The sequence below is a fragment of the Brachyspira hampsonii genome, from assembly GCF_001746205.1.
Taxonomy (GTDB): domain Bacteria; phylum Spirochaetota; class Brachyspiria; order Brachyspirales; family Brachyspiraceae; genus Brachyspira; species Brachyspira hampsonii_B.
Window position 1 is genome coordinate 191,941 of sequence record NZ_MDCO01000010.1, and the last position, 23,284, is coordinate 215,224.

Consider the following 23,284-nt stretch of genomic DNA (forward strand, 5'->3'; position numbering starts at 1 on the left):
TTTTTTTTATAAACCGAGAATATTTACAGTATATTGGAGTTTATATGAATATCAAGGTTATTTTACTATTTATTACTATAAATATGCTTCTTTTCCCTCAATATCTATCTTTAACTAATAATAATATATTAGTTAATATAGGAGAAGGTAGAGTTGATTATACTACATATACTATATATGCAGATGCCACAGCCGATTTTGTTACAGATACCCGCCTACACCCTGAAGCATTATTAATATTACAGCAGCAGGCCGAAGAAGAAACTATGAAAACACTCTACGATACATTGGGAAATATTCCTATAGACAGCGAAGATAATATATATAGCATAATAGAAGAAAATAGATTTTTAAAAGAAAAAGTAGTAAATTCCATAAATAATGCAAGATTAGTAGGTATATCATATCCTACAAGAACAAGTGTTAAAGTTCTTATGGCATTAGATATCATAACAAATAATCTTATGTCTGATTTAATAAATAATATAAATATGTACAAACCAGAACCTATAGTAACATATTTTGATGCCGGTGCAGATTATGATAGTCTTGTTATAGATGCAAGAAATATAGGTTTCGTGCCTTCATTATTTCCTACAGTATACGATGAAGATGGAAATGAAATATATAGTTTAGCATATATAAATAAATCTATAGCATCTACAAATGGATATATTACATATTCAACAAATTCTTTCCTTACAAATCAAAATATTACAAATACGCTAGGAAAAAAACCTTATAATATTGTAGCATGGAGAGCTAGAGGAAGACTCTCAAGTGATTTAGTTATAGGTAATGAAGATGCAAGTATCATTATGAGCAGCCCTAACCTAAAAAATGCGATAAAAAATTGTAAAGTTGTATTTATAATAAACTAATTTATTAAACTTTTATTATTCATTTTTTTTTGAAAACATGATATAGTATCTATTATATTTTTGGGATTATTTCTTATGAGTATTATAGAAAATTATATAGATGATATTTTTAAAAATCATCCGTATAAAGATGATATAAAAAAATATGTCAATAATGAAAATGACAGTATAAACTTTAATACCGAAGAAATAAAATTTGACATTTCTAATAATCATATAATATATTCAAATTTATTGGATCTATATATCAATGATAAGCAAAACGATAGTTTAATCAGATTATTCAAAGTTATATCCATGCAAAAAATAGAAAATATATATATTTTTGAAATACTTATCATCAATATGATATCCGGTATGAATATCAAAGAAGCATTGCTTAAATGCATATCTATGAAAAAGATTAATGATTGGAACAGAGATTATAAAAAATATTCATATAGTATAAATCCTATATCAAATGAAATAATGAATGCTAAAATTAATATACTTATATATTATTATTATGCTTCAAAATATTTCCCTAAAGAAACTGAGAAATACATAGAAAATATATGCTCATCAAATATAGATGACATCATAAAAGAATATGAAGATGATATATTAATAGCTTTAATGGCTTTAAGTATAAAGATATATTTTGGTGATTATAGTAAAATACCTGTTATATTGGAATATTCAAAAAAGGTAAATTATTTAGATTCTATACTTTCTCTTTTCATTATATTAAATATAGATGATAGTATATCAAAGAGATTTATAGAATTAATAGAAAATAATATGCTTAATGAAAATAAGGATTTATTTATAAATTTGGCGTATATGATGAAATTATTTTTCTTAACAAGAAAGAATTTCAGTGAAAAATTTGCAAATAAAAGTTTTGATGAATTCATACATGATCTTTCAGATTTTAATATACCGCAATATTTTATATTTCTTATAAAATATCTTGATACCAATTTATCAGTAAATTCAAATAAAGTATTTGAAGCAATAAAAACTTTATACAGCAAAGATAAAGAATCATTTTATAAACTCTATAATATATTAAAAAAAGTTGAAATACCTTATATTATAGAAATAAAAGCAGTACTAAACTGTGTGCTTTTGAATGCAAAAGATGATAAGGCAGATATTACTGTACTTGACAATAATATAGATTATTTTATAGAAAACATAAAAAAAGAATTAGAAAAAATATACGATATAAAATCTGATAATATATTTGAATTATTAGAAAATAAAACTATAAACAAATATGATTTATCTGTTAATATCAGCAAAGAATTAATATTTACAACAAAAATAATAGTTCTCATGTATGACTATAATGAAAAGTCTAGAAAAGTTGTCCGTGCTTTATTGAAATCATTACCATATAATTTAGCTATACCATTAATGATTAAAGACAGAAAAGAATTCTATAATATTAAATTAAAAGAGATATTAGATTACTTACAGGGATATGATTTAGACTTAAAAGACTTAATAATAACATATCTATACACCTACCCTATTTACATTTTCAGCACAAAATATATATTAAAGCTGGTTACTAAAAATGCTGATTATACAGTAGAAATGTTTCATGATAAAACATTTTTAAAAGCAGCCTCATATAAAAGTTATGCTCTAATAGATTTTTTAGAACTTCTATATAAAAAAGATAAAGCAGGATTCACAAATTATTCTGCTATTTGTTATGTACTGCATTTAAAAAATAAAGAAATTATCAAATGTGCTTTAAGTTTAATAGAAAAAGATGAATACAATTCCAGAGCTTATATTGAAAGCAGTATACATGCCTATAGAAAAGATATTCAGTTTGAATTAAAAAAAATAATAAAAAAATGGAATTGCAATAGAAAAGGATTTAAATTCAAAACTCTTGAAGATATTAATCAATATATAGATGATTACTATGATGATGATTATGAGAATTTAATAGATTTTGTAGATGAGAATTTAATATCTGATGTACTTCTTAGAAGCGATAAAAGTATAAAAATACCTGTAAAAGTTATGAAATATATATTGCTTGAATATATGCTTCTTGATGAGCCTTATAGAATAAAAGATATAGATAGAATGATAGATTTATTTGATATGGACTCTGTCAGAAGTACATTTGAAAAAATATATAAATATTGGTCTGATAATGGATGCGATGAAAATAAAAAAAATATTATCATACCATACTGTATTTATGCAGACTATAATCAAATAGTAAGTTTATACGACAGAATAGAATATTGGCATGATAATTTCAAATCATCTTTAGCGGCATATATAATACCTGCAATAGCTATGAACGGCGAAAAGTTTGCATTAATGATAATAAATAATATCATATACATGTCTAAAAATAAGGTATTAAGAAATGCAGCAATATCATCTTTTGAGAAGGCATCTGAGTGTTTGAATATACCTATTGATAATTTATTCGATAAAGTTATACCTAATTTAGGCTTTAATGTAGAGAGAAATAAAATAATAAATTACGGTAAGCAAAGTTTTACCCTTCAGCTTTTAAGCGATTCTTATTTAGAAGTAATAGACAATGAAAATCATAAGATAATAAAAGAACTTCCAGAACCTATAGAAGGAGATAATAAAACAAAAGCAGAAGAGGCAAAAAAAGATCTAGCTAATATAAGAAATTCACTTGAAGCTATTATAACATATCAAAAAGAAAAATTAAAAAAAGTTATGTTTAATGGCAGAAAATGGGATTATGAAACATTTTTTGAAGTATTTGTAGAAAATCCTGTAATGCAGTATTTCACATTGGCATTTGTTTGGGGTGTTTATGATGAAGACGGAAATTTGATAGACTGCTTCAGATATATGGAAGATGGTTCTTTAATTTCTATAGATGAAGATTTATATGAACTTCCTAAACAAATTAAATGCTATATAACTTTATATCATCCTATTGATTCAGATGAAGATACTTACAAAACTTGGTATTATCAATTGGAATTATATGAGATAGAGCAGCCTGTAGAACAGATTAAAATAAAAAAATATATATTAAAAGACAGCGATGTAGAAAATAATTCTATAATATCTTTTAAAGGACAAAAACTATCATTAGAATATATGGACAAATTATCTAAAGAATTAAATATAAAAACAGAATATTATAATGAATATGTATCTTACTATATGGTAGATAATGTTCTAAAAATAATATGCGAAATAGACTGCAGTATGTATGATGAAGATGTATTGATTGAAAGCATAAAATTTTATGAATTAGAAAAATATAATAAATTTGGCAGGATAATTTCTCCTTTTGATATAGAAAGAAGATTTATTAGCACAATGATTTATTATTTATCTTTAGGTTTTTATGATTAATAATTCTCTATCAGCAAACACTTATATAAAAACAAGAACTGCAATCAAAAATGATTTAAGACTTAATTATCAAACTAGAGTATGGCTTGATGTTATATCGCTGCCTGCAATAGAGCTTAAAGAAAAGATAGAAAAAGCAATGGAAGAAAATCCATTTTTAGAGTATGACTTTAATGATAATTATCCAAAATCTTCATCAAGAACATCAGAAAATGATATTAATTCTATAATAGAAAACACAATAGAAAATTCAAAAGAAAGCCTATTTTCTCATTTAAAAAGTCAAATAGATATTACTTTTAATGATAAAAAAGAAATAGAGCTGGCAGAACAAATATGCAGTTTTATAAATGAAGACGGATATTTAACTGTTGAAAGCGGAGAGATTTCCAATATATTAAATGCCGACATAAAACAAATAGAAAAAATAATTTCCATAATAAAAACATTTGATCCTTATGGTGTTGGAGCAAAAAATATTAATGAATGTCTTTCTATACAATTAAAAATGAAGCAGAAGGAATCTGATGATAAAGCTATATATGATACGGCAATAAAGATTGTAGAAAATTATTTAGATGAGCTATCAAAAAAGAATTATGAAAAAATAGCTTTGAATTTAAATATAGATGTTAATACAGTATTAAAGGCTTTAAAATTGATACAGACATTAGAACCCTACCCTGCCAGAGAATACGATACATCAGCTGTTAAATATATAGTGCCGGAATTATTTATCTTTAAGGAAAATGAGCATTGGATTGTAAAAACAGACGAAACTTTTATACCCCACTTGAAAATTAGTAAAAAATATATTAAACTATTAGATAGAGAAGAAAGTAAAGATAGCATAAACTTTTTAAAAGAAAAAAAGAAAGAAGCTGAAAGCCTTATAAATGCCTCTAATGATAGGAAAAAAACTTTATTAAAAATAGGCGAAGCTTTGCTTAAATTTCAGATAAATTTCTTTGAGTATGGAAAAGAGTTTATGAAGCCATTAACTTTAAAAGATATGTCTTTGGAGGTGAGTTTAAGCGAATCCACCATAAGCAGAATAGCTAATGGTAAGTATCTTAACACTGTTTGGGGTACATTTTCTATAAAATATTTTTTCTCTAGAGCTGTAGGTGGCGGACTTGGTTCTAGGGGGGTTAAAGAAATCATAAAAAGAATTATAGAAAACTCTCAGGCAAAATTAAGTGATGAAAAAGTCAGACTGATACTCAAAAGTGAAGGTATTGATATTTCAAGAAGAACCGTAGCTAAATATAGAAAAAGTATGAATATTTTTTCATCAAGAAACAGATAAAACAAAAGGAGACTTTATGCATCAAAATATTATTGGAAAGAATGTTAGAATTACTAAAAATGTTAGGGAACATATAGCGAATAAGATGCAAAATATCAAAATACATGCAGACAGAATAATAGATGCCAATATTATTTGCGACTATATGCATGGTGAATATACTGTACAGGGAACTATAGCTTTTGGTAAAAAAGTATTTCATGATAAAGAAAAAGAAAACGATTTGTATGTAGCAATAGATGCTATGTTTCAAAAGATAGAAAGAGAAATAAGAAAATCTAAAGAAAGAAATATAGACAGAAGTCAAAGAGCTGTTGTAGATAAATCAGTTCAGGCAGAAGAAGATGACAATTCTTATTCAATCAATTCTGTTGGAATATATGAAAAGCCTTTAGATGAGCTGGATGCTATATTGCACTTTAATAGCGATAAAAAACCTTATATGGCTTATTTACCTATTAAACAAGGAGAAGATTTATTCAGTATAAAAATAGGAAAATTTCCTGTATTCTTATTTAAAGGCAATGATAATAAAGTCTTTGAAGTATATAACAATAATGAAGAATATTGGAATATAGATGAAGTCAGCGTAACACCTGACAATCACATAGATGCAAGCAAAAGCGAAAACTATTTGATAAAAGAATATAATGTGAGTGAAGCTGTAAATTATCTTACAGAAAACACTGATAAAAAATTTGTTGTTTATATCAGCAGCATAACAGAACAGGCAGAGGCTTTGTATAAAGAATCTGATAATTCATTTGTTCTAATAAGAATGTTTGATATTTAATTTATAATTTATAATTACCATTTTGGAGGGAATAATAATGAGTTTAATAGATTATATCAATAAAGATTCTATAATGATAGATGTTCAGGAAACGGATAAAGAGCGTCTTCTCTCTAAAATGGTTGAGCGACTAGATGAATGCAAATTACTTGTCAATAAAAATGATGCTGAACATGCTATTATGGCTAGAGAACAATTAATGAGTACGGGTGTAGGAAACGGTATAGCAATACCTCATGCCAAAACTGATGCTGTAGAAAATATTGTACTTAGTGTAGCAACTGTAAAAAATGGAATCAATTATAAATCTGTAGATAAGAAAAAAGTATTTGCAGTTTTTATGCTTCTAGCCCCAAAAACTTCAGCTAGTGAAAATTTAAAAGTGCTTACCGCAATAGCAAAAATACTAAGAGATAATCCTCATTTCTTGGAAAAACTTATCAATGTTGAAAAACCGGAAGAAATTATGGAACTCATCGCTAAAGAGGAAATGAAAATATAATGCCTAAAATAACAGTATCTAAATTCTTTGAACTTAATGAAGCCAAAAATAATGCCCTAAAAATAAGACGCTTAACAGGTCTTATAGGAATGGAAAATGATATACTAGGCTATGATATAAATAGACCGGGTATGGCATTATTTAAGTATTTCAGAGATTTTGCATACGAAAGAATACAAATACTAGGAAAAGGCGAAGCTAATTATATTCTAACTTTAGATGAAGAAAATAAAATAGATGTATTTGAAGAAATGCTTAGTTATCAAATACCTATATGCATATTCACTTACAATATAAATCCTCCTGAATCATTCTTGGAAATAGCTAAAAAAAATAATATCTGCGTAATAATAAGTGAATTAAAAACATCTGATATGATTAGGGGAATAGAATCCCTAATAGAGGAAGAATTCCTTGAATCTTTCACTATACATGGAGGATTAGTAGAGGTTTTTGGTGTTGGAGTTTTAATTTTAGGTAAAAGCGGCGTAGGAAAAAGCGAAGCCACTTTAGAGCTTATATCAAAAGGACATAGGCTTATATCTGATGATATAGTTGAATTTAAAAAATTAAAAGACGGCAGAATAATAGGAAGAAAGAACGAATATATAAAGCATAATATGGAAGTTAGAGGAATCGGTGTAGTTGATATAAGCAGGCTTTCAGGTATGAGTGCCATTAGAGATAAAAAAAGACTTGATTTAATTATAGAACTAGAACATTGGAAAGATGATGAACAATATGACAGAATGGGATTATTTGACAAAACTTATAATATATTAAATACCGAAGTGCCTTATCAAAAAATACCTGTTCGTTCCGGAAGAAATGTATGCATATTGATAGAAACCGCCGCCAAAAATTACAGATTAAAACAGATGGGATATAACAGTGCTAAAGAATTAGACAAAGCATTAATAGCTCAAATAGAAAAGAAAAAACCAGGTATAGCAAATAATTATTGATTATTATTTTCATCTTCTATTTTTAAATAAAGTATATCATTATTATCACCGCTTACAGATGTAAATCCATTTATTATAGCTGTTTCTATAAATCTATTAGGAGATGAATATTCTGCTTCCTCAGCACTAAGCACCTTAACCTCTTTTTCTAAACGCTCTATTTCATTATCTAGTTTTGATAATTCTGCAAGTATTTCATTGGCTTTAACATTTCTTGCAAATGTAAAAATACTGATTACTATCACGAATAATATTATAACTATAAAAAGAGATCCTATAGAATATGTTTTTTTTTCTTTTTTATCTATATTTTGCTTCTTCTCATTCATATATTTATCTCCAAAATTATACCTTTTGAGCTATTCTCATCTTAGCACTTCTGCTTGCAGGATTAGATTTTATTTCTTCATTTGTCGGAAGTTTCACTTTATTAATTAGAAGTTTAAATATACCGTCTTTATTCTTAGTCTTCTCATTTTCTTTAAAAAATTTTTTTATTATTCTATCTTCTAAAGAATGATAACTCATAACTACAACTACACCATTTTTTTTGAGTATAGAAGGTATATTTAATATTGATTTTTCAAGTATATTAAGCTCATCATTAACTTCTATCCTTATAGCCTGAAAAACTAAAGTTGCCGGATGAATTTTTCCGTATCTTTGTGATTTATCGGTATTATGAAATATAATATTTTCTAATTCTCTTGAAGTTTCTATTTTTCTTCTATTTCTTTCTTTTACTATGATATTTACCATTTTCTTAGCATTACTAATTTCTCCATAGTCTCTAAATATTCTCTCTAATTCTCCTTCACTGTATCCGTTTATAATATCATAAGCACTTTTATCATTAAGTCCTAGCCTCATATCAAGTCTTACATTATCTTTAAAAGAAAAACCTCTCTCAGCTTTCTTAAAATGAAATAAAGATACCCCTAAATCATAAAGCATAAAATCAACATTACCAATTACACTATCATCTAACTCTTCCATCATCTTATCATAAGTATTATTATAATAATGAAACTTATCATAATTTTTAAGTCTTTTTTTAGCTATTTCAAGAATGGCTGAATCCCTTTCAAAACTATGCACTTCAAGATTTAAATCAAGCATTGCCTTAGTATGTCCGCCCTCACCTAATGTGGCATCAACAGCTATTTCCGCATTATCTGGTATGAAGCTAAGCACTTCTTTAAGCATAACAGGTGTATGCACTATATCTAGTTCAATATTATCATCCATTTGCAAATATTATCGGAACAATTAGTATTAAAATAATTTTAATTAAAAAAATAGTATAATTTTTTATATTGCTTTTTTTATAAATTTTATTATCATATATAAATTAATATCTATTAATAAAGGAGTTTTGTATGGGAAAATTGGGAAGAGCTTTATGGTTAATTTTTGGTATTCTATTGATAATATCAGGTATAGCAACATTATTTAATCCAATAGAAACAGTTTTAATATTGGCTTATACAATAGGATTTTTAACAATATTCTCTGGAATAAGTGCTATATTCTATTTCTTTAGTTTAAAACATAAATCAGGTTCAAGTTTAATTCTGCTAGATGGTATAATATCAGCGATATGCGGTATTATAATTATTTCCAATTTACAAATAAGCGGTGCATTTATACCATATATGGTTGCTTTCTTTGTAATAGTAAGAGGGGTTGTTGCTATATCTTCTTCTATTGAGCTTAAAAATTTAGGATATAATCAATGGGGACTTTCAATATTAAGCGGAATACTTACTTTGATTGCAGGAATTATTTTAACTTTAAATCCTCTACTCGGTGCTGTTTATGTTAGTGTTATAATCGGATTATCTTTAATATTATATGGTATAATAACATTACAATTATGGTTTGCTTTCGGCAAATTCTTTAAAATATAAAATTATACAGGTAAATATGTATTGATTTTATTTACTAATATTGTTAAAATGAGTCCAATTATTAATTTGGGAGAAATTTATGTTTGAAAAGAATTTGAACAGCACTATATGCTTTTGTAAAAATATAAAATATAAAGAAGTAATCGATGCAATTAAAGAAAATAATTATACAACATTAGAAGAGGTTATGCATCATACAAAGGCAGGAATTACCTGTTGGAGCTGCCGCGGAGATATAAAAGATTTATTAGAAGAATATAAAAAAACAGGAAATATAAAAAGTGTAAAAGATAAATAATAAAAGTGGGGATATATAAATTGATAAATAATGATTTTATATGTAAATGTAAAGAACTTTCTATTGAAGAAATAAAGTATTTAGAAAAAGAGCATAACATAAAAACATTAAAAGAACTTGTAAAACATACTAAAGCCGGAACAGAATGCGGAGGATGCAGAAATAAATTGAAAGAAATGTTTAAGTTCAATTTAAAGTAATGCGTGAACATAAAAAAGGAGGGTATTAAAAAATACACTCCTTTTTTATCATCATTAATTCATTAATTATTTAATAATATCATAAATAGCCTTTGCATTAAGACCATATTTATTAATAAGTTCTTCAACTGTTCCTGATTCTCCGAAAACATCTTTCATACCAACTCTTATAAGTTTAGCAGGATATTCATCTGTCAAAACTTCAGATATAGCAGAACCAAGTCCTCCTATTATAGAATGCTCTTCAGCACTAATAAGTTTCTTATGCTTTTTAGCCATTTCTACAATAATTTCTCTGTCTATTGGTTTTATAGTATGAATATCTACAACTGTTACAGATATTCCGTCTTTCTCAGCCATTTGAGCAGCTTCTAGAGCTTCCGGAACCAATATTCCGCAGGCAAATATACATACATCTTTGCCTTCTCTAAGTACATTAGCTTTTCCTATTTTAAACGGAGTATCCTGATTTGTTATTATACTAGTAGCAGGTCTTGCCATTCTTAAATAGCATGGACCATCATATTCAGCAGCAGCAAATACAGCTTTTTCTGCTTCAACTGCATCACAAGGCACAATTACTGTCATATTTGGTATAGAACGCATTAAAGATATATCTTCAATACTTTGATGACTAGCACCATCTTCGCCTACAGATATACCAGCATGAGTAACAGCCACTTTAACATTTAATTTAGGATAGCAAATAGAATTCCTAATAATTTCAAAAGCTCTTCCCGCACCGAACATAGCAAAAGTAGAAGCAAAAGGGATTTTACCTTCAATGGCAAATCCTGCAGCTGCTCCCATCATATTTTGTTCAGCTATTCCCATATTAAAAAATCTATCAGGGAAAGCAGATTTAAAAAGTTTAGTCATAGTAGATCCGGATAAATCTGCATCTAAAACTACAACATTTTTATTTATTTCACCTAGACGCTTTAAAGCCTCTCCATAAGCATTTCTTATTGCCTTTTTTTCCATAGTAATTATTCCTTAAATTTTATACTTAAACAAAAATTTTCATTAATCAAGTTTATTTAACTCTTCCATAGCCTTTTCATATTCTTCTTTATTAGGAGCTTTTCCATGCCATCCTACAGCATTTTCCATAAAAGAAACTCCCTTACCTTTAACTGTTTTTGCAATCACACATTTAGGCTTTCCTGATACTTTTTTACCAAATACTTCCTCAAGTTCTTTTTCATTATGTCCATCAACAACATAAGTCTCAAAACCGAATGCTTTCATTTTAGCTTCTAAATCACCCAAACTCATAACATCATCATTTTTACCATCTATCTGCAATCCATTATTGTCTATTATAAGAGTATAATTATCCAATTTATAATTTGCAGCAGCCATAGCAGATTCCCAGAAAGTACCTTCCTGAGCTTCTCCGTCTCCGGCTACAACAAACACTCTGGCATCTTTTTTATCTAGTTTATAGCCTAAAGCAGCACCTAAAGCTATACAAACACCCTGCCCCAAAGAACCTGTAGAAGCCTCAATACAATCTAAATTCTTCTTAGAAGGATGCCCCTGAAGTCTTGATCCTAATTTCCTGTAAGTTAAAAGCTCATCGGTTGGAAAAAAACCTCTATGAGCTAATGTAGAATAGAGTACAGCAGAAGCATGTCCTTTAGACATAATAAATATATCCCTGCCGTCCATTTTTGGATTCTTAGGATCGATATTCATAATCTTAAAATATAGTGTATGCATTATTTCTACCAATGATAAAGAACCGCCTATATGTCCTGAATTGGCGTTATAAACCATACTTACTATATCTTTTCTTATTTGAGTATTTAAAGAAGACATAATAATAATTCCTTATTTAATATTATTTTTCTTAATGATACAATGCAAAAATATTATTGTCAAATAATATTATTTGTTTATCAATATTTATTTATTATGCAGTATATTATTTATATGTTCTATATCTTTTTTACTAATACTTCTAATACTTATATTAAAATCTTTCTTTTTATTTTTCATCTCTTTTATATAATAACTTTTAAGAAGCCTATTATTCTCTATAAATATAGTTTTTAGTTTTTTATCCACACTTTTTATATAATGTTCAATACTTAAAGCTATATTAACACTCCCGGTTTTCCAAGCTGATAAATATTTTAACGGCTTACGAAATTTTGTATAATTAGCTCCCCTACCCTTTGCATGCTTATTGAATCTATTTATAAGATCATTAGTAATGCCTGTATAGTATGAATTATTTTCACAAAGTATTATATAAACATAATAACTTTTATTATCTTCCATTTCTTATATCACTTATTATAGTATCAACATCTATATATATGTCATTATTATATTTTTCAAAAATCTTACATACATTATTATAATCTTCTATTGTATCAACTGTAGTTCTAAGTTCCGGCATAGCAAATTCCTCTTTAACTTTAGGATTTTCTATTTTAAATTTATCAGGATTCCTATAATGATACTGTGTGATATGTTCATGTTCAAAGCTGTCTTTAGAATTATCATCAGCTATTTTTAATGCCTCATAACTTATCACTTCCACACCGCTGCCGTAAGGAAGTAAATCATAATGACTCAAATCAGCATTCTTTTCTATATGATAATCTATAATCATATCCAATGCTTTAATGCCAACTAAAGGATTATCACCTGTAGCACGAACAACTATATCAGAATTAAACTCTTCAGCGGCTTTTCTATATCTGTTAAGCACATCTTCTTCACTTCCTATAAAATAACTGCATTTCAATTTATCAAATATATTTTTAAAAGCTTCATAAGATTTTTCTTCAGTAGCCACAACTACATCATCAGCTCTTTTAGAACTTCTTAATCTTTTAATAATAAGCTCAAGCATACTATCGCAATTAGCAATAGGTTTTAATGCTTTTTTAGGAAGTCTTGTAGAACCCAATCTTGAAGCAAGTATAATAACTATTTTTTTCATATTTTTACAAACTCTTAACCAAATTATTAATTTTTATAACCTGAGCCCATAACTCTTCAACCTTACTCAAATCAAATATAGTACCTGAATCTGAAGGACTTTTATCAGGATTAGGATGCACCTCCATAAATACAGCATCTATTCCCAAAGCAACAGCTGATTTCAATATAGCAGGTATAAACTCTCTAGCCCCTCCAGACTGTCCATTATTGGCAGACGGCATTTGAAGAGAATGTGTAGCATCATACATAACAGGTGCATAATTTTTCATTATTTCTAAGTTCTTCATATCAACTATTAAATTACCATATCCAAACATAGTACCTCTTTCACATAAAAATAATCTGTTTTCATTGATAGCATCAGTACATTTATCAGCTATATATTTACAGTCATAACCGCTTATAAATTGTCCTTTCTTAACATTAACCGCTTTTCCTGTTTCGCATGCCGCCCTAAGCATATCAGTTTGCCTGCATAAAAAAGCTGGTATCTGTAAAAAGTCAACATATTTAGCAGCTTCTTCAGCATCAGTAGGTACATGTATATCTGTTAAAGTTAGAAAATTAAATTCTTTACCTACATTCTGAAGTATTTGAAGTCCCTCTTTCATTCCAAGACCTCTGAAAGATGAAAGAGATGTTCTGTTTGCCTTATCGAAACTTCCTTTAAAAACTAATTGTATATTTAATTTATCTTTTATTTCCTTTAATTTTTTTGCTATAGTCATTGTCATTTCTTCGCTTTCTATTACACAAGGACCTGCAACAAATATTAAATCTTTATTTTTATTAGTAATACCTTTATAATCAAAAATCATATTATATCCTTTAAAAATACAAAAATTATGTTTATATGATACTATATTAAAACTTAAAGTCAATCTGATTATTAATGATTGTATAATGCATTCAGTAAAGTATTTCTTAATATTACAGCTAGTCGCATATAGACTATTATAACAATATATGAATAAGGCTTAGTAATTTTTATTATACAATTATATACAAAACTTTAAATCCTCACTTCACCTGTTAAAAGCCTCTGCATAATACCTTTCTTCTGCTCCTTTCTCAAATCCAACTGCTTTTTAATATTTTCAATTTCATCATCTATAACTGAAAGAAAACCTGCAATTTTTTCCTGTTCTTTAATACTTATACTTGGTACTTTTAAAGTAATTATATCCTTAGCATATATATGAGGCTGTGCTCCGCCTGTCTGCATATAATATATTAATTCTTGTATATAACTTAAATAATAAAATAAAAATTTAATATTATATTTTTTATTTTCAGTATATAAAACATTGCAGTCCGAAGCCCAAATTTTATCATTATGAAGCCAAACATAACCAGAATAAGCTCCTGATGCACTGATAGTTATACAAGGAAAATCATGTGTATACTCGCTATGATAATATGCAGGAATTTTACCGCCTGCTATAACAGGAATATCTCCGGATAATATTTTATTTTTATTTATATTTTTTCCTTTTTCTATAAAAATAATATTTTTTTCTACTAAATCAGATATTTTTATCTCTTTCCACTCATCAGTAAATCCATTAAATCTGACTTTGCCGCTTAACACTCTTTGCATTACACCTTTCTTATACTGCTCTTTTTTCTCTATTAATTTATTAAGATTCTCTATCACATCATCACATAAAGACAAAATTTCTGATATTCTTTTTTGTTCTTCCAAAGGAGGTATAACACAATTATATTCTCTTATTAATTTTAAAGATACATTTTTTATAGTTGTACCTGTAGAATAGTTATATATATAATTTTGAAATTTTTGAGAGTCTAATAAATATTTTAAAAATTTTCTATCATTATTTGGATTTATATTCAAATAACATACGCTTTTTCCTAATACTACTTTTTCATTATTATATAATGCCGTACTTCCTATTGTGCCATTAATAGATAAAAATATTGTTGTATCATTTAATATTTTTTTATATTTATTATATTCAGCTTCATCTACTTTTTTTGAATCATTTTTAAAAACTATTTTTCCATTCATTAAATTATTTCCATTTATAAAATAATATTCACCATCATCATTATATTTTGGTGTTCCATGCAATCCATCCCCTATTATAGAACATATATTATTCAATTTGCATTCCTTCCAGCCTATCGGTAATTGTAATTTGTTACTGCTCATAATAAAAAACCTCGTAAACTATAAAAAGTATAAACAATATAATGATTTATTCAAGTAATAAAAAAATAATGTATTTACTTAATTTAAAAAATAGTATATAATCGGACTAAATCTAATATTGGAGTTTTATTATGATTAAATTAATTGAAATGAAAGAAAATTTACAAAACAAAGATTTTTACAAACAATTATATGAATATTCTTTTCCTCCTGAAGAAAGATGGAATTTTGAAATGACTTTAGAAAACAAAGATAATCATAATTATAAATTTTATTCTATATTAGATGATGATATTCCTATAGGATTAACTATGCTTTGGAATTTAGAAGATTTCAATTACGGAGAATATTTAGCTATAGATAAAAATTTAAGAGGTAAAAAATACGGTTCTCAAGTGCTTACTAAAATACTAGATATGATGAACAGCAAATTAATAGTTATAGAAGTAGAACCTTATGATTTAAATGAAACAGCCAAAAAGCGTATAGAATGGTATAAAAGATTCGGACTTATACTTGCAGATTATGATTATGATATGCCTTGCATAGATGAAAATCAAAAAATATCAAGTATAAAAATGAAAATAATGACAAGCAGAAAATTACAAGATAAAAATGAACATGACAATATAATAAAAATAATATATAATAAAGTATACAAACCTAGATTAGATGAATTAGATAAATGGAAATAAAACTAATTGAAAGTATTAACTATTCAAATTATAGCGAAGAAATTATAAAAGACTCTTTTAATATCCGAGAAAATTGGAGTTTAAAAGAGTCTTTAAATAATCAAAAACTCAAAAAAAATCTTTATGAAATTAAAAAAGATGATATTCATATAGGCGTTTGTTTATGCTGGATATTAGAAGAATTTTTATATATAGAATATTTTGCCATAGAGAAAAAATATAGATCTTTAGGATACGGCTCTTATGCATTAAAAGAATTAATGAAAATGTATAGTAATATAATAGTGGAGGTTGTACCTGAAAATACCAATGATTTAGCATATAGAAGAGTAAATTGGTATAGATCTCTAGGTTTTTATTTATATAATGATACATATCCATATCCTTATTTTCTTGACAATGGAGAAGTTTCATTTATAGATTTCAGATTAATGTCATCAAATGAACTTACGAGTTACGAATACAAAAAAATAGTTAATCTTCTACATAAGAATATATACAATTTATATTGATTTACTAAAATATTTATACTATTATATAGATATAATAATCACATTTTGAGGTATTGAATTATGAATGATAATAAATACTCGCAAAAAATAAAAGAATTAATAAAAGAAATGACTTTAGAAGAAAAGACATTTCTTTTAAGCGGGAAAGATTTTTGGTCTACAAAAGAAATAAGCAGATTAAAAATAGATTCCGTATACTTAACCGACGGACCTCATGGAGTTAGAAAACAAAGCACAGAATCTGGAGAATTAAGTTTGCAAAAATCTCTATTATCAACTTGCTTTCCTACCGCCTGCTGCTCTGCCTGCTCATTCGATCCTAATATAATGTATGAAATGGGTGAAGCTATATCGAGAGAGGCTAAGGCAAATAAAGTTTCTGTGGTATTAGGACCTGGAGTAAATATTAAAAGATCTCCTCTTTGTGGAAGAAATTTTGAATATTTTTCAGAAGACCCATATCTAGCCGGAAAAATGGCATCAGGTTGGATAAACGGTTTAGAAGATAATGGAATACAAGCAAGCATTAAACATTTTGCTGCTAATAATCAGGAAACTTTAAGACTTATAATAGACAGTGTTGTTGATGAAAGGGCTTTAAGAGAAATATATTTATATGCATTTGAAATAGCTATAAAAGAGGCTAAGCCTTCTACTGTTATGTGCTCTTATAATAGTGTTAATGGAATATTCGCATCAGAAAATAAATATTTGCTTACAGATATACTTAGAAATGAATGGGGATTTGATGGAATTGTTATTTCTGATTGGGGGGCTGTAAATGACAGAGTTGAAGCTCTAAAGGCTGGGCTTGATTTACAGATGCCTTCAACTAATGGTGAAGATGATAAGAAAGTTTATAATGCTGTTAAAGAAACCATTATAGATGAAAAAACATTAGATAAAGCTGTAGAAAGACTTTTATATTTCTCTCTATATTCTATGGATAATATTTATGATAATTTTGATTATGACAGAGAAGAACATCATAATATAGCTAGAAAAATTGCAGAAAGCTCTATAGTATTATTAAAAAATGAAGATAAAATACTTCCTGCCAAAAAAGATAGTAAAATTGCTGTAATAGGAGAATTTGCTCAAAAGCCTAGATATCAAGGTAATGGAAGCTCTCTTATAAATCCTTATAAATTAGACAATGCAGAAGAATATTTCAAAGAAAATAATATAGAATTCAATTATGCTAAAGGATACGATTCAAGCTCTCCAGATATAGATAATACTTTAATAGAAGAAGCAGTAAATATATCAAAAGATAAAGATATTGTGATAATATTTGCAGGACTTATCAACTCTTATGAATCTGAAGGCTTTGACAGAAAACATCTAAATCTACCGGAAAATCATAATCATTTAATAGAAGAAATTTCAAAAGTAAATAAAAATATAGTTGTTGTACTTTCTATTGGGTCACCTGTTTTAATGCCTTGGCTTGATAAAGTAAAAGGAGTTCTTAATTTATATTTAGCAGGAGAAGCCGCTGTAAGTGCTGCTTTCAATATAATATTTGGTATAGTTAATCCTAGCGGAAAATTAGCTGAAAGTTTTCCTTTAAGTTTGGAAGATAATCCAAGCTATAAATATTTTCCGGGAGGCAATAAAGCTGTTGAATACAGAGAATCAATATTCGTAGGTTACAGATATTATGATACAGCACAGAAGAATGTTTTATTTCCATTTGGGTTTGGATTATCATACACAACTTTTGAATTCTCAAATTTAATTGTTTCAGATGCCAACACTATTGCAGGACTTGATAATATACATGTAGTTTTTGATATAAAAAATACGGGTGATGTATTCGGATGCGAGGTTGCTCAGATTTATATTTCTGCTCCTGAAAACAATGTATTCAAAGCACAAAAAGAATTAAAATCCTTTATAAAAGTATTTTTAGAACCGGGTGAAACTAAAACTATCATATTAAAATTAAATAAAAGAAGTTTCTCTTTCTATAATGTAGATACAAAACAATATGAAATAGAAAGCGGAATATATACTATATATGTAGGCAATTCATCAAGAAATTTATTATTAAGTAAAAGTATGGAAATAAATTCTATTAATTATTATCAAAAAAGAATTGACAGCTATTTTAACTTTAAAGAAATAAATATTTCAGATAATGAATTTCAGCAGCTTTTAGGAAGAAAATTAAAACCTATAAATATTAAAGCCTCTAAACCTTATCATCTTAATAATAATTTAAAAGATTTGCTAGATGAAGATATAGCAAAAGATTTTTATAATAAACTCTTATCAGGACTTAATGATATATTTAAAGATGATAAAACAGATACTAAAAAGATGTTTGAAAGTATGATACTCGAAACTCCTCTTCGCTCACTTCCTACTATGAGTGCCGGAATCATTACAAGAAAAGATATTGAAAATTTAATAAATACTTTAAATAAATAATTAATAAAAAAGCGGCAGAATTAATATTAATACCTGCCGCTTATATTTTTAACTCAATGATTAATCATCAAATTTCTGTCCCATTATCTGACCATTACCTGTTACCATAACTTCCATCATATTATTTAATTTTAATTTATAATTTCCCCACTCTTTTTCTGCATCAATAATAGCAGCCTGAGGATATGCATTTCTCACAGCTTGTACAACTGCCGGAGGAAAAGCGGCATCAGGTATAGGAGCATATTCACTATCTATATTCTCCCAATCTCCATTAGCTAAAAAATCTATAGATACGCCATTAGACAAATTTACATCAAATTTCCTTCCGTCTCTTTCAACTTTCCAAATTTGAACACCCGGAAATACTCTTTGTATAAATGCAGCAGCTTGCTGAGGCAATGCTGAAGGCGGAACTACCATATCAGCAAAAAGACTAGAAGCCGAAAAAATAAATAATGATGATAAAAAGATAAATAATTTTTTCATGATTTACTCTCCTTAATATCCATATATATTATATTTACAATTTTTGCTATTTTTTATTCTGTTATAATAATATGGGTAGAAGATCAACTCCTACCCGCAACAAACAAACTTAAACTAACAAATATTAGATAATTGTACCGCTTTTAACTATTGTATTTTTAGGAATTATTACAATACCATCTCTAATACAATAGAATTCACTATCCTGATGCTGTATTTTCTTTTTATTTGTAATAACAACATCATTTCCTATCCTCACATTCTTATCTATAATGACATTTTTAAGAGTGCATTTTTTACCAATACCTATTTTAGGGATATGCTTAACATTTAATCTTTCAATGTCATCGCTATCCTCATAATAGTCGCTTCCCATCATAACTACCCTTTCTAATGTAGAACCGCTTTGAACTACAGAACGAACCCCTATAACACATTCTTTTATAGTAGCATTCTCTATCCTACATCCGTCTGCTATAATACTAGATGTTACAGCAGCCTTTTCAACTTTAGAAGGAGACAAGTAACGAACATGCGTATATATAGGAGCCTTTTCATCATAAAAATCAAAAGGAGGATTCTTACTTCCAAAAGATATATTGGCTTCAAAATAAGCCTTAATAGTTCCTACATCTTCCCAATAACCTTGGAAAGCATAACTGAATACTTTGTATTTTTTTATAGCTTCAGGAATAATATCTTTTCCGAAATCTATCATAGATACATCTGCTAAAATATCTTTAAGTACATTTCTTCTAAATACATAAATACCCATAGAAGCCAAATATTCTTTTTTAGGATCTTCTATATTAAACATTTTCTTTTGATCTTCGCTTAATTTTAAAGTATTAAGTACCTCATCTTCTTTTGGCTTTTCATGGAAATTAGTAATCTGACCTCTTTTATTTACAAGCATAACGCCGAAACCTTTAGCATCTTCTCTGACAACAGGTACAGTACCAACAACTATATCAGCACCTGTTTCAAGCATATGCTGAAGCATTACATTATAATTCATACGATATACTTGATCTCCGGAAAGTATTACAACATTATTAACAAATTCATTGTCAAAATGCTCTAAATTCTTTCTAACCGCATCAGCTGTTCCCTGATACCAATCTATATTAGTATCTGTTTGTTCAGCTGCAAGTATACTTACATGACCGCCTGAGAAGTTATCAAATCTATAAGCATTATATATATGATTATTCAAAGATGCACTATTAAATTGTGTTATAACATATATATTTCTAAATCCGCTATTTATACAATTAGATACAGGTATGTCTATCATTCTATATTGACCGCCTAAAGATACAGCAGGCTTAGAACGAGCTTTTACCAAAGGATAAAGTCTTGTTCCTCTGCCTCCTCCAAGTATCAAAGCTACAGTATTAAATGCTCTCATAAAAAACTCCAGTAATTTTTTGTTATACTAAATAATTCATATAATATAAGTATAGTAAAAAAATCATGACTTTTCAAGGATTATTAATCATATATTACAATACATTAAAATGTTTTAAAGCATTATAAATACCATTATTATCTACATCATCAGTGATATAATCTGCAGCCAATTTAACTTCCTCATTGGCATTACCCATGGCAACACCTATAGCAGCATGCTCTATCATAGTAATATCGTTTCCGCCGTCACCGAAAGCCATAGTTTCAGATAAGTCTATACCGTAATATTCTATTATCTTGTCTATGCCTATATGCTTGCCTCCACCTTTTGTATTAACATCGGCAAAGTAAGGATGCCATCTGCTAGATTCACAATTTTTAAATATTTTACTCATTAATTCTTTTTCTTTTTTATCATCTACAAATAAATTTATCTGCAGAATATTATCTATATTTTCTTCTAAAAAATCATAATAGTTATCAATTGCTGGTATAGGAAGATTGATAGACTCAGAAACTTTTTTAACTTTATCCGTAAGATAATTAATATATATACCGCTATTCATCATTACAGAACATGGAAACTGTTCTTTATTCTTTAAATAATCTATCAATGAATATATTTCTTCTTTAGCTATTGAGTGTCTGTAAATGGACTTATCCCCTACATAACAGTCAAAACCGTTTGCTGTTATATATCCGTCAAACTCTAAATCATCTAAATTGTTTATATGATTTTTTATTCTTCCTGTAGCTATAAAAACCTTGATACCTTTTTCTTTTAAAAGTCTTATAGCCTCTTTGGAAGAATCTGAAACCTTATGAGTGTTAAAACTAACTAAAGTACCGTCTATATCAAAAAATACTGCTTTAATCATATAGAAATCCTTACATTTATAATTAATCTAATATATTAAAATGTTTTAAAGCCTTATATACTCCGTCATTATCAACATCATCAGTAATATAATCCGCTATATTTTTTACATTTTCATTAGCATTTCCCATGGCAACACCTATAGCAGCATGCTTAATCATGCTTATATCATTGCCGCCATCTCCTATAGCCATAGTTTCAGATAAATCTATGCCATAATATTCTATTATCTTATCTATACCTACTTCTTTACCTGCATATTTTGAATTTACATCAGCAAATGAAAAATGCCATCTGCTTGATTTAGAATTTTTTAAGACATTATCCATTAAATATTTTTCTTTATCTTCATCTACAAAAATATTGAGCTGAAGAATACTTTCATAATTATTTGAGATATAATCATTAAAATCTATAAAATCTGGGACTTTGACATTTGCCATATTATAAAGATGAGAAATAGCATCACCCATATAATTAATATACAAATTATTACTTGTTATTAAAGTACAAGGAAACTTATCCTTATCAAGATAATCAACTAAAGAAAATAAATCATTTTTATCCAAAGAAACTCTATATATTTCTTTATAGCTTCCATTATCATTTATAAAGCAGCTTCCTCCATTTATTGTTATATAACCGTCAAATTCTAAACCATCTAAATTATCTATCTGAAATAAAGCCCTTCCGCTTGCTATAAAAATCTTTATCCCTTTTTCTTTCAAAATTTTAATAGCTTCTTTGGAATAATTAGAAATTTTATGCGTATTGAAACTAACCAAAGTACCATCTATATCAAAAAATACTGCCTTTATCATCTGTTAGTACCATCTTTTATTTTATAAATTTGAAATCTGCTAAGAATTAAACAATAATGCGATTATTATTTATTAGATGCAGCTTATTTTTTAATAAATAAAAGACCTAAACAATTTTAGGTCTTTTATTATAAAGATTAATTAAGATATATTATTCAATGCCCCTAAAACAGCATTTGCAAATTCTTTTGAAGAAGCAGGACCATTCGCTGTTATAATGTTTCCTGAAACAACAACATTATCCTTCAAAACATTGGCATTACCATGTCTTACATGCGATTCATCAGCGGAAAGACAAGTAACATTAATTCCTTCTAATATTTTAGCATTAGCCATAATAACAATACCGCTTCCTATACCCGCAACTATCTTTTGATTATCCAAAAATAACTTAGCAAGTCCCTGAGTACGCCAATCGTCCCATAAAGTTATGCTTCCTATACCTCCTATAAATACAATAGCATCAAACTCAACGGCATCAACCTCACTGAATAGTAAGTCAATATTCGTAATGCCGCCTAATTTACCCTGAGCTGTACCTATAAATGTAGAGGATACTTCTGTTTTATAATCAGCTGCCTCAAAAATTTTTTTACTTTCAAAATATTCTTCATCTTGAAAATTCTGTCCGGACATAACATACAATATTTTATTAGTTTTTCCCATTAACTATCTCTCCA

Annotated in this window: 25 protein-coding genes; 12 read left to right on the forward strand and 13 right to left on the reverse strand. The window is 27.4% G+C overall.

Going from position 1 to position 23,284, the window contains the following annotated elements; all coding sequences use genetic code 11:
- Positions 1-44: 44 nt before the first annotated feature.
- The 6 genes from BFL38_RS08525 (at position 45) to hprK (ending at position 7,816) form a co-directional block, all read left to right on the forward strand.
- Positions 45-881, forward strand: a complete 837-nt coding sequence (locus tag BFL38_RS08525; protein WP_069726653.1) for a TP0624 family protein — start codon at positions 45-47, stop codon at positions 879-881.
- A 75-nt stretch (positions 882-956) separates the two neighbouring features.
- Entirely contained in the window at positions 957-4,247 is a 3,291-nt protein-coding gene (locus tag BFL38_RS08530) for a DUF4132 domain-containing protein (protein WP_069726654.1), read from the forward strand.
- Entirely contained in the window at positions 4,240-5,556 is a 1,317-nt protein-coding gene (gene rpoN, locus BFL38_RS08535; RefSeq protein ID WP_069726655.1) for an RNA polymerase factor sigma-54, read from the forward strand. The genes BFL38_RS08530 and rpoN overlap by 8 nt, the downstream gene beginning before the upstream one ends.
- Positions 5,557-5,572: 16 nt before the next feature.
- Positions 5,573-6,349, forward strand: coding sequence for a ribosome hibernation-promoting factor, HPF/YfiA family (gene hpf, locus BFL38_RS08540; protein ID WP_069726656.1), 777 nt, complete (start codon positions 5,573-5,575; stop codon positions 6,347-6,349).
- Positions 6,350-6,386: 37 nt separating this feature from the next.
- Complete coding sequence (locus BFL38_RS08545; protein ID WP_069726657.1) at positions 6,387-6,851, forward strand: PTS sugar transporter subunit IIA; 465 nt, start codon at positions 6,387-6,389, stop codon at positions 6,849-6,851.
- Entirely contained in the window at positions 6,851-7,816 is a 966-nt protein-coding gene (hprK, locus tag BFL38_RS08550) for an HPr(Ser) kinase/phosphatase (RefSeq protein ID WP_069726658.1), read from the forward strand. Before BFL38_RS08545 ends, hprK begins: the two co-directional genes overlap by 1 nt.
- On the opposite strand, the gene BFL38_RS08555 is transcribed toward hprK, so the two are convergent.
- A complete protein-coding gene (locus BFL38_RS08555; RefSeq protein ID WP_069726659.1) occupies positions 7,810-8,145 on the reverse strand; it encodes a septation ring formation regulator EzrA in 336 nt (111 codons plus the stop codon). The genes hprK and BFL38_RS08555 overlap by 7 nt on opposite strands.
- Positions 8,146-8,161: 16 nt before the next feature.
- Positions 8,162-9,064: a 16S rRNA (cytosine(1402)-N(4))-methyltransferase RsmH gene (rsmH, locus tag BFL38_RS08560; RefSeq protein WP_069726660.1), complete on the reverse strand. Its 903-nt coding sequence runs from the start codon at positions 9,062-9,064 to the stop codon at positions 8,162-8,164.
- A gap of 131 nt (positions 9,065-9,195) precedes the next feature.
- Between rsmH and BFL38_RS08565 the strand changes: the two genes are divergently transcribed.
- The 3 genes from BFL38_RS08565 to BFL38_RS08575 all read left to right on the forward strand — a co-directional run bounded on the left by BFL38_RS08565 (position 9,196) and on the right by BFL38_RS08575 (position 10,224).
- The gene (locus tag BFL38_RS08565; protein WP_069726661.1) at positions 9,196-9,726 is read left to right on the forward strand and encodes an HdeD family acid-resistance protein; all 531 of its coding nucleotides are present in this window, start codon (positions 9,196-9,198) and stop codon (positions 9,724-9,726) included.
- Positions 9,727-9,805: 79 nt separating this feature from the next.
- Positions 9,806-10,024: a (2Fe-2S)-binding protein gene (locus tag BFL38_RS08570; RefSeq protein ID WP_069726662.1), complete on the forward strand. Its 219-nt coding sequence runs from the start codon at positions 9,806-9,808 to the stop codon at positions 10,022-10,024.
- 20 nt (positions 10,025-10,044) lie between these two features.
- On the forward strand, positions 10,045-10,224 hold the full coding sequence (locus BFL38_RS08575) for a (2Fe-2S)-binding protein (protein WP_069726663.1): 180 nt from the start codon (positions 10,045-10,047) through the stop codon (positions 10,222-10,224).
- Between the two features lie 66 nt (positions 10,225-10,290).
- Here BFL38_RS08575 and BFL38_RS08580 read toward each other — a convergent pair whose 3' ends face one another.
- The 6 genes from BFL38_RS08580 to BFL38_RS08605 all read right to left on the reverse strand — a co-directional run bounded on the left by BFL38_RS08580 (position 10,291) and on the right by BFL38_RS08605 (position 15,361).
- Positions 10,291-11,208 carry a transketolase family protein gene (locus tag BFL38_RS08580; protein WP_069726664.1) on the reverse strand — a complete coding sequence of 306 codons (918 nt, stop codon included), beginning with the start codon at positions 11,206-11,208 and terminating at the stop codon, positions 10,291-10,293.
- 42 nt (positions 11,209-11,250) lie between these two features.
- Positions 11,251-12,048, reverse strand: a complete 798-nt coding sequence (locus BFL38_RS08585) for a transketolase (protein ID WP_069726665.1) — start codon at positions 12,046-12,048, stop codon at positions 11,251-11,253.
- An 87-nt stretch (positions 12,049-12,135) separates the two neighbouring features.
- Entirely contained in the window at positions 12,136-12,513 is a 378-nt protein-coding gene (locus BFL38_RS08590) for a GIY-YIG nuclease family protein (RefSeq protein ID WP_069726666.1), read from the reverse strand.
- Positions 12,503-13,183, reverse strand: coding sequence for a cytidylyltransferase domain-containing protein (locus BFL38_RS08595; protein ID WP_069726667.1), 681 nt, complete (start codon positions 13,181-13,183; stop codon positions 12,503-12,505). Before BFL38_RS08595 ends, BFL38_RS08590 begins: the two co-directional genes overlap by 11 nt.
- Positions 13,184-13,187: 4 nt before the next feature.
- Positions 13,188-14,003 carry a 3-deoxy-8-phosphooctulonate synthase gene (gene kdsA, locus BFL38_RS08600; protein ID WP_069726668.1) on the reverse strand — a complete coding sequence of 272 codons (816 nt, stop codon included), beginning with the start codon at positions 14,001-14,003 and terminating at the stop codon, positions 13,188-13,190.
- Positions 14,004-14,197: 194 nt separating this feature from the next.
- Positions 14,198-15,361 (reverse strand): restriction endonuclease subunit S, encoded by a 1,164-nt coding sequence (locus BFL38_RS08605; RefSeq protein WP_069726669.1) that lies wholly within the window; start codon positions 15,359-15,361, stop codon positions 14,198-14,200.
- 131 nt (positions 15,362-15,492) lie between these two features.
- Here BFL38_RS08605 and BFL38_RS08610 point away from each other — a divergent pair, with 131 nt between their 5' ends.
- The 3 genes from BFL38_RS08610 to BFL38_RS08620 are packed head-to-tail and all read left to right on the forward strand — an operon-like array spanning position 15,493 to position 19,004.
- Positions 15,493-16,056, forward strand: coding sequence for a GNAT family N-acetyltransferase (locus BFL38_RS08610; RefSeq protein WP_069726670.1), 564 nt, complete (start codon positions 15,493-15,495; stop codon positions 16,054-16,056).
- A complete protein-coding gene (locus tag BFL38_RS08615; RefSeq protein ID WP_069726671.1) occupies positions 16,047-16,568 on the forward strand; it encodes a GNAT family N-acetyltransferase in 522 nt (173 codons plus the stop codon). Before BFL38_RS08610 ends, BFL38_RS08615 begins: the two co-directional genes overlap by 10 nt.
- 60 nt (positions 16,569-16,628) lie before the next feature.
- Positions 16,629-19,004 carry a glycoside hydrolase family 3 C-terminal domain-containing protein gene (locus BFL38_RS08620; protein WP_069726672.1) on the forward strand — a complete coding sequence of 792 codons (2,376 nt, stop codon included), beginning with the start codon at positions 16,629-16,631 and terminating at the stop codon, positions 19,002-19,004.
- Positions 19,005-19,064: 60 nt separating this feature from the next.
- Here BFL38_RS08620 and BFL38_RS08625 read toward each other — a convergent pair whose 3' ends face one another.
- The 5 genes from BFL38_RS08625 to BFL38_RS08645 all read right to left on the reverse strand — a co-directional run bounded on the left by BFL38_RS08625 (position 19,065) and on the right by BFL38_RS08645 (position 23,270).
- Complete coding sequence (locus tag BFL38_RS08625) at positions 19,065-19,493, reverse strand: PepSY-like domain-containing protein (protein ID WP_069726673.1); 429 nt, start codon at positions 19,491-19,493, stop codon at positions 19,065-19,067.
- A gap of 124 nt (positions 19,494-19,617) precedes the next feature.
- On the reverse strand, positions 19,618-20,904 hold the full coding sequence (locus tag BFL38_RS08630; protein ID WP_069726674.1) for a glucose-1-phosphate adenylyltransferase: 1,287 nt from the start codon (positions 20,902-20,904) through the stop codon (positions 19,618-19,620).
- A gap of 94 nt (positions 20,905-20,998) precedes the next feature.
- The gene (locus tag BFL38_RS08635) at positions 20,999-21,784 is read right to left on the reverse strand and encodes a Cof-type HAD-IIB family hydrolase (protein WP_069726675.1); all 786 of its coding nucleotides are present in this window, start codon (positions 21,782-21,784) and stop codon (positions 20,999-21,001) included.
- A 22-nt stretch (positions 21,785-21,806) separates the two neighbouring features.
- Complete coding sequence (locus BFL38_RS08640) at positions 21,807-22,604, reverse strand: Cof-type HAD-IIB family hydrolase (RefSeq protein ID WP_069726676.1); 798 nt, start codon at positions 22,602-22,604, stop codon at positions 21,807-21,809.
- Between the two features lie 141 nt (positions 22,605-22,745).
- Positions 22,746-23,270 (reverse strand): DJ-1/PfpI family protein, encoded by a 525-nt coding sequence (locus tag BFL38_RS08645; RefSeq protein WP_069726677.1) that lies wholly within the window; start codon positions 23,268-23,270, stop codon positions 22,746-22,748.
- Positions 23,271-23,284 lie beyond the last annotated feature (14 nt).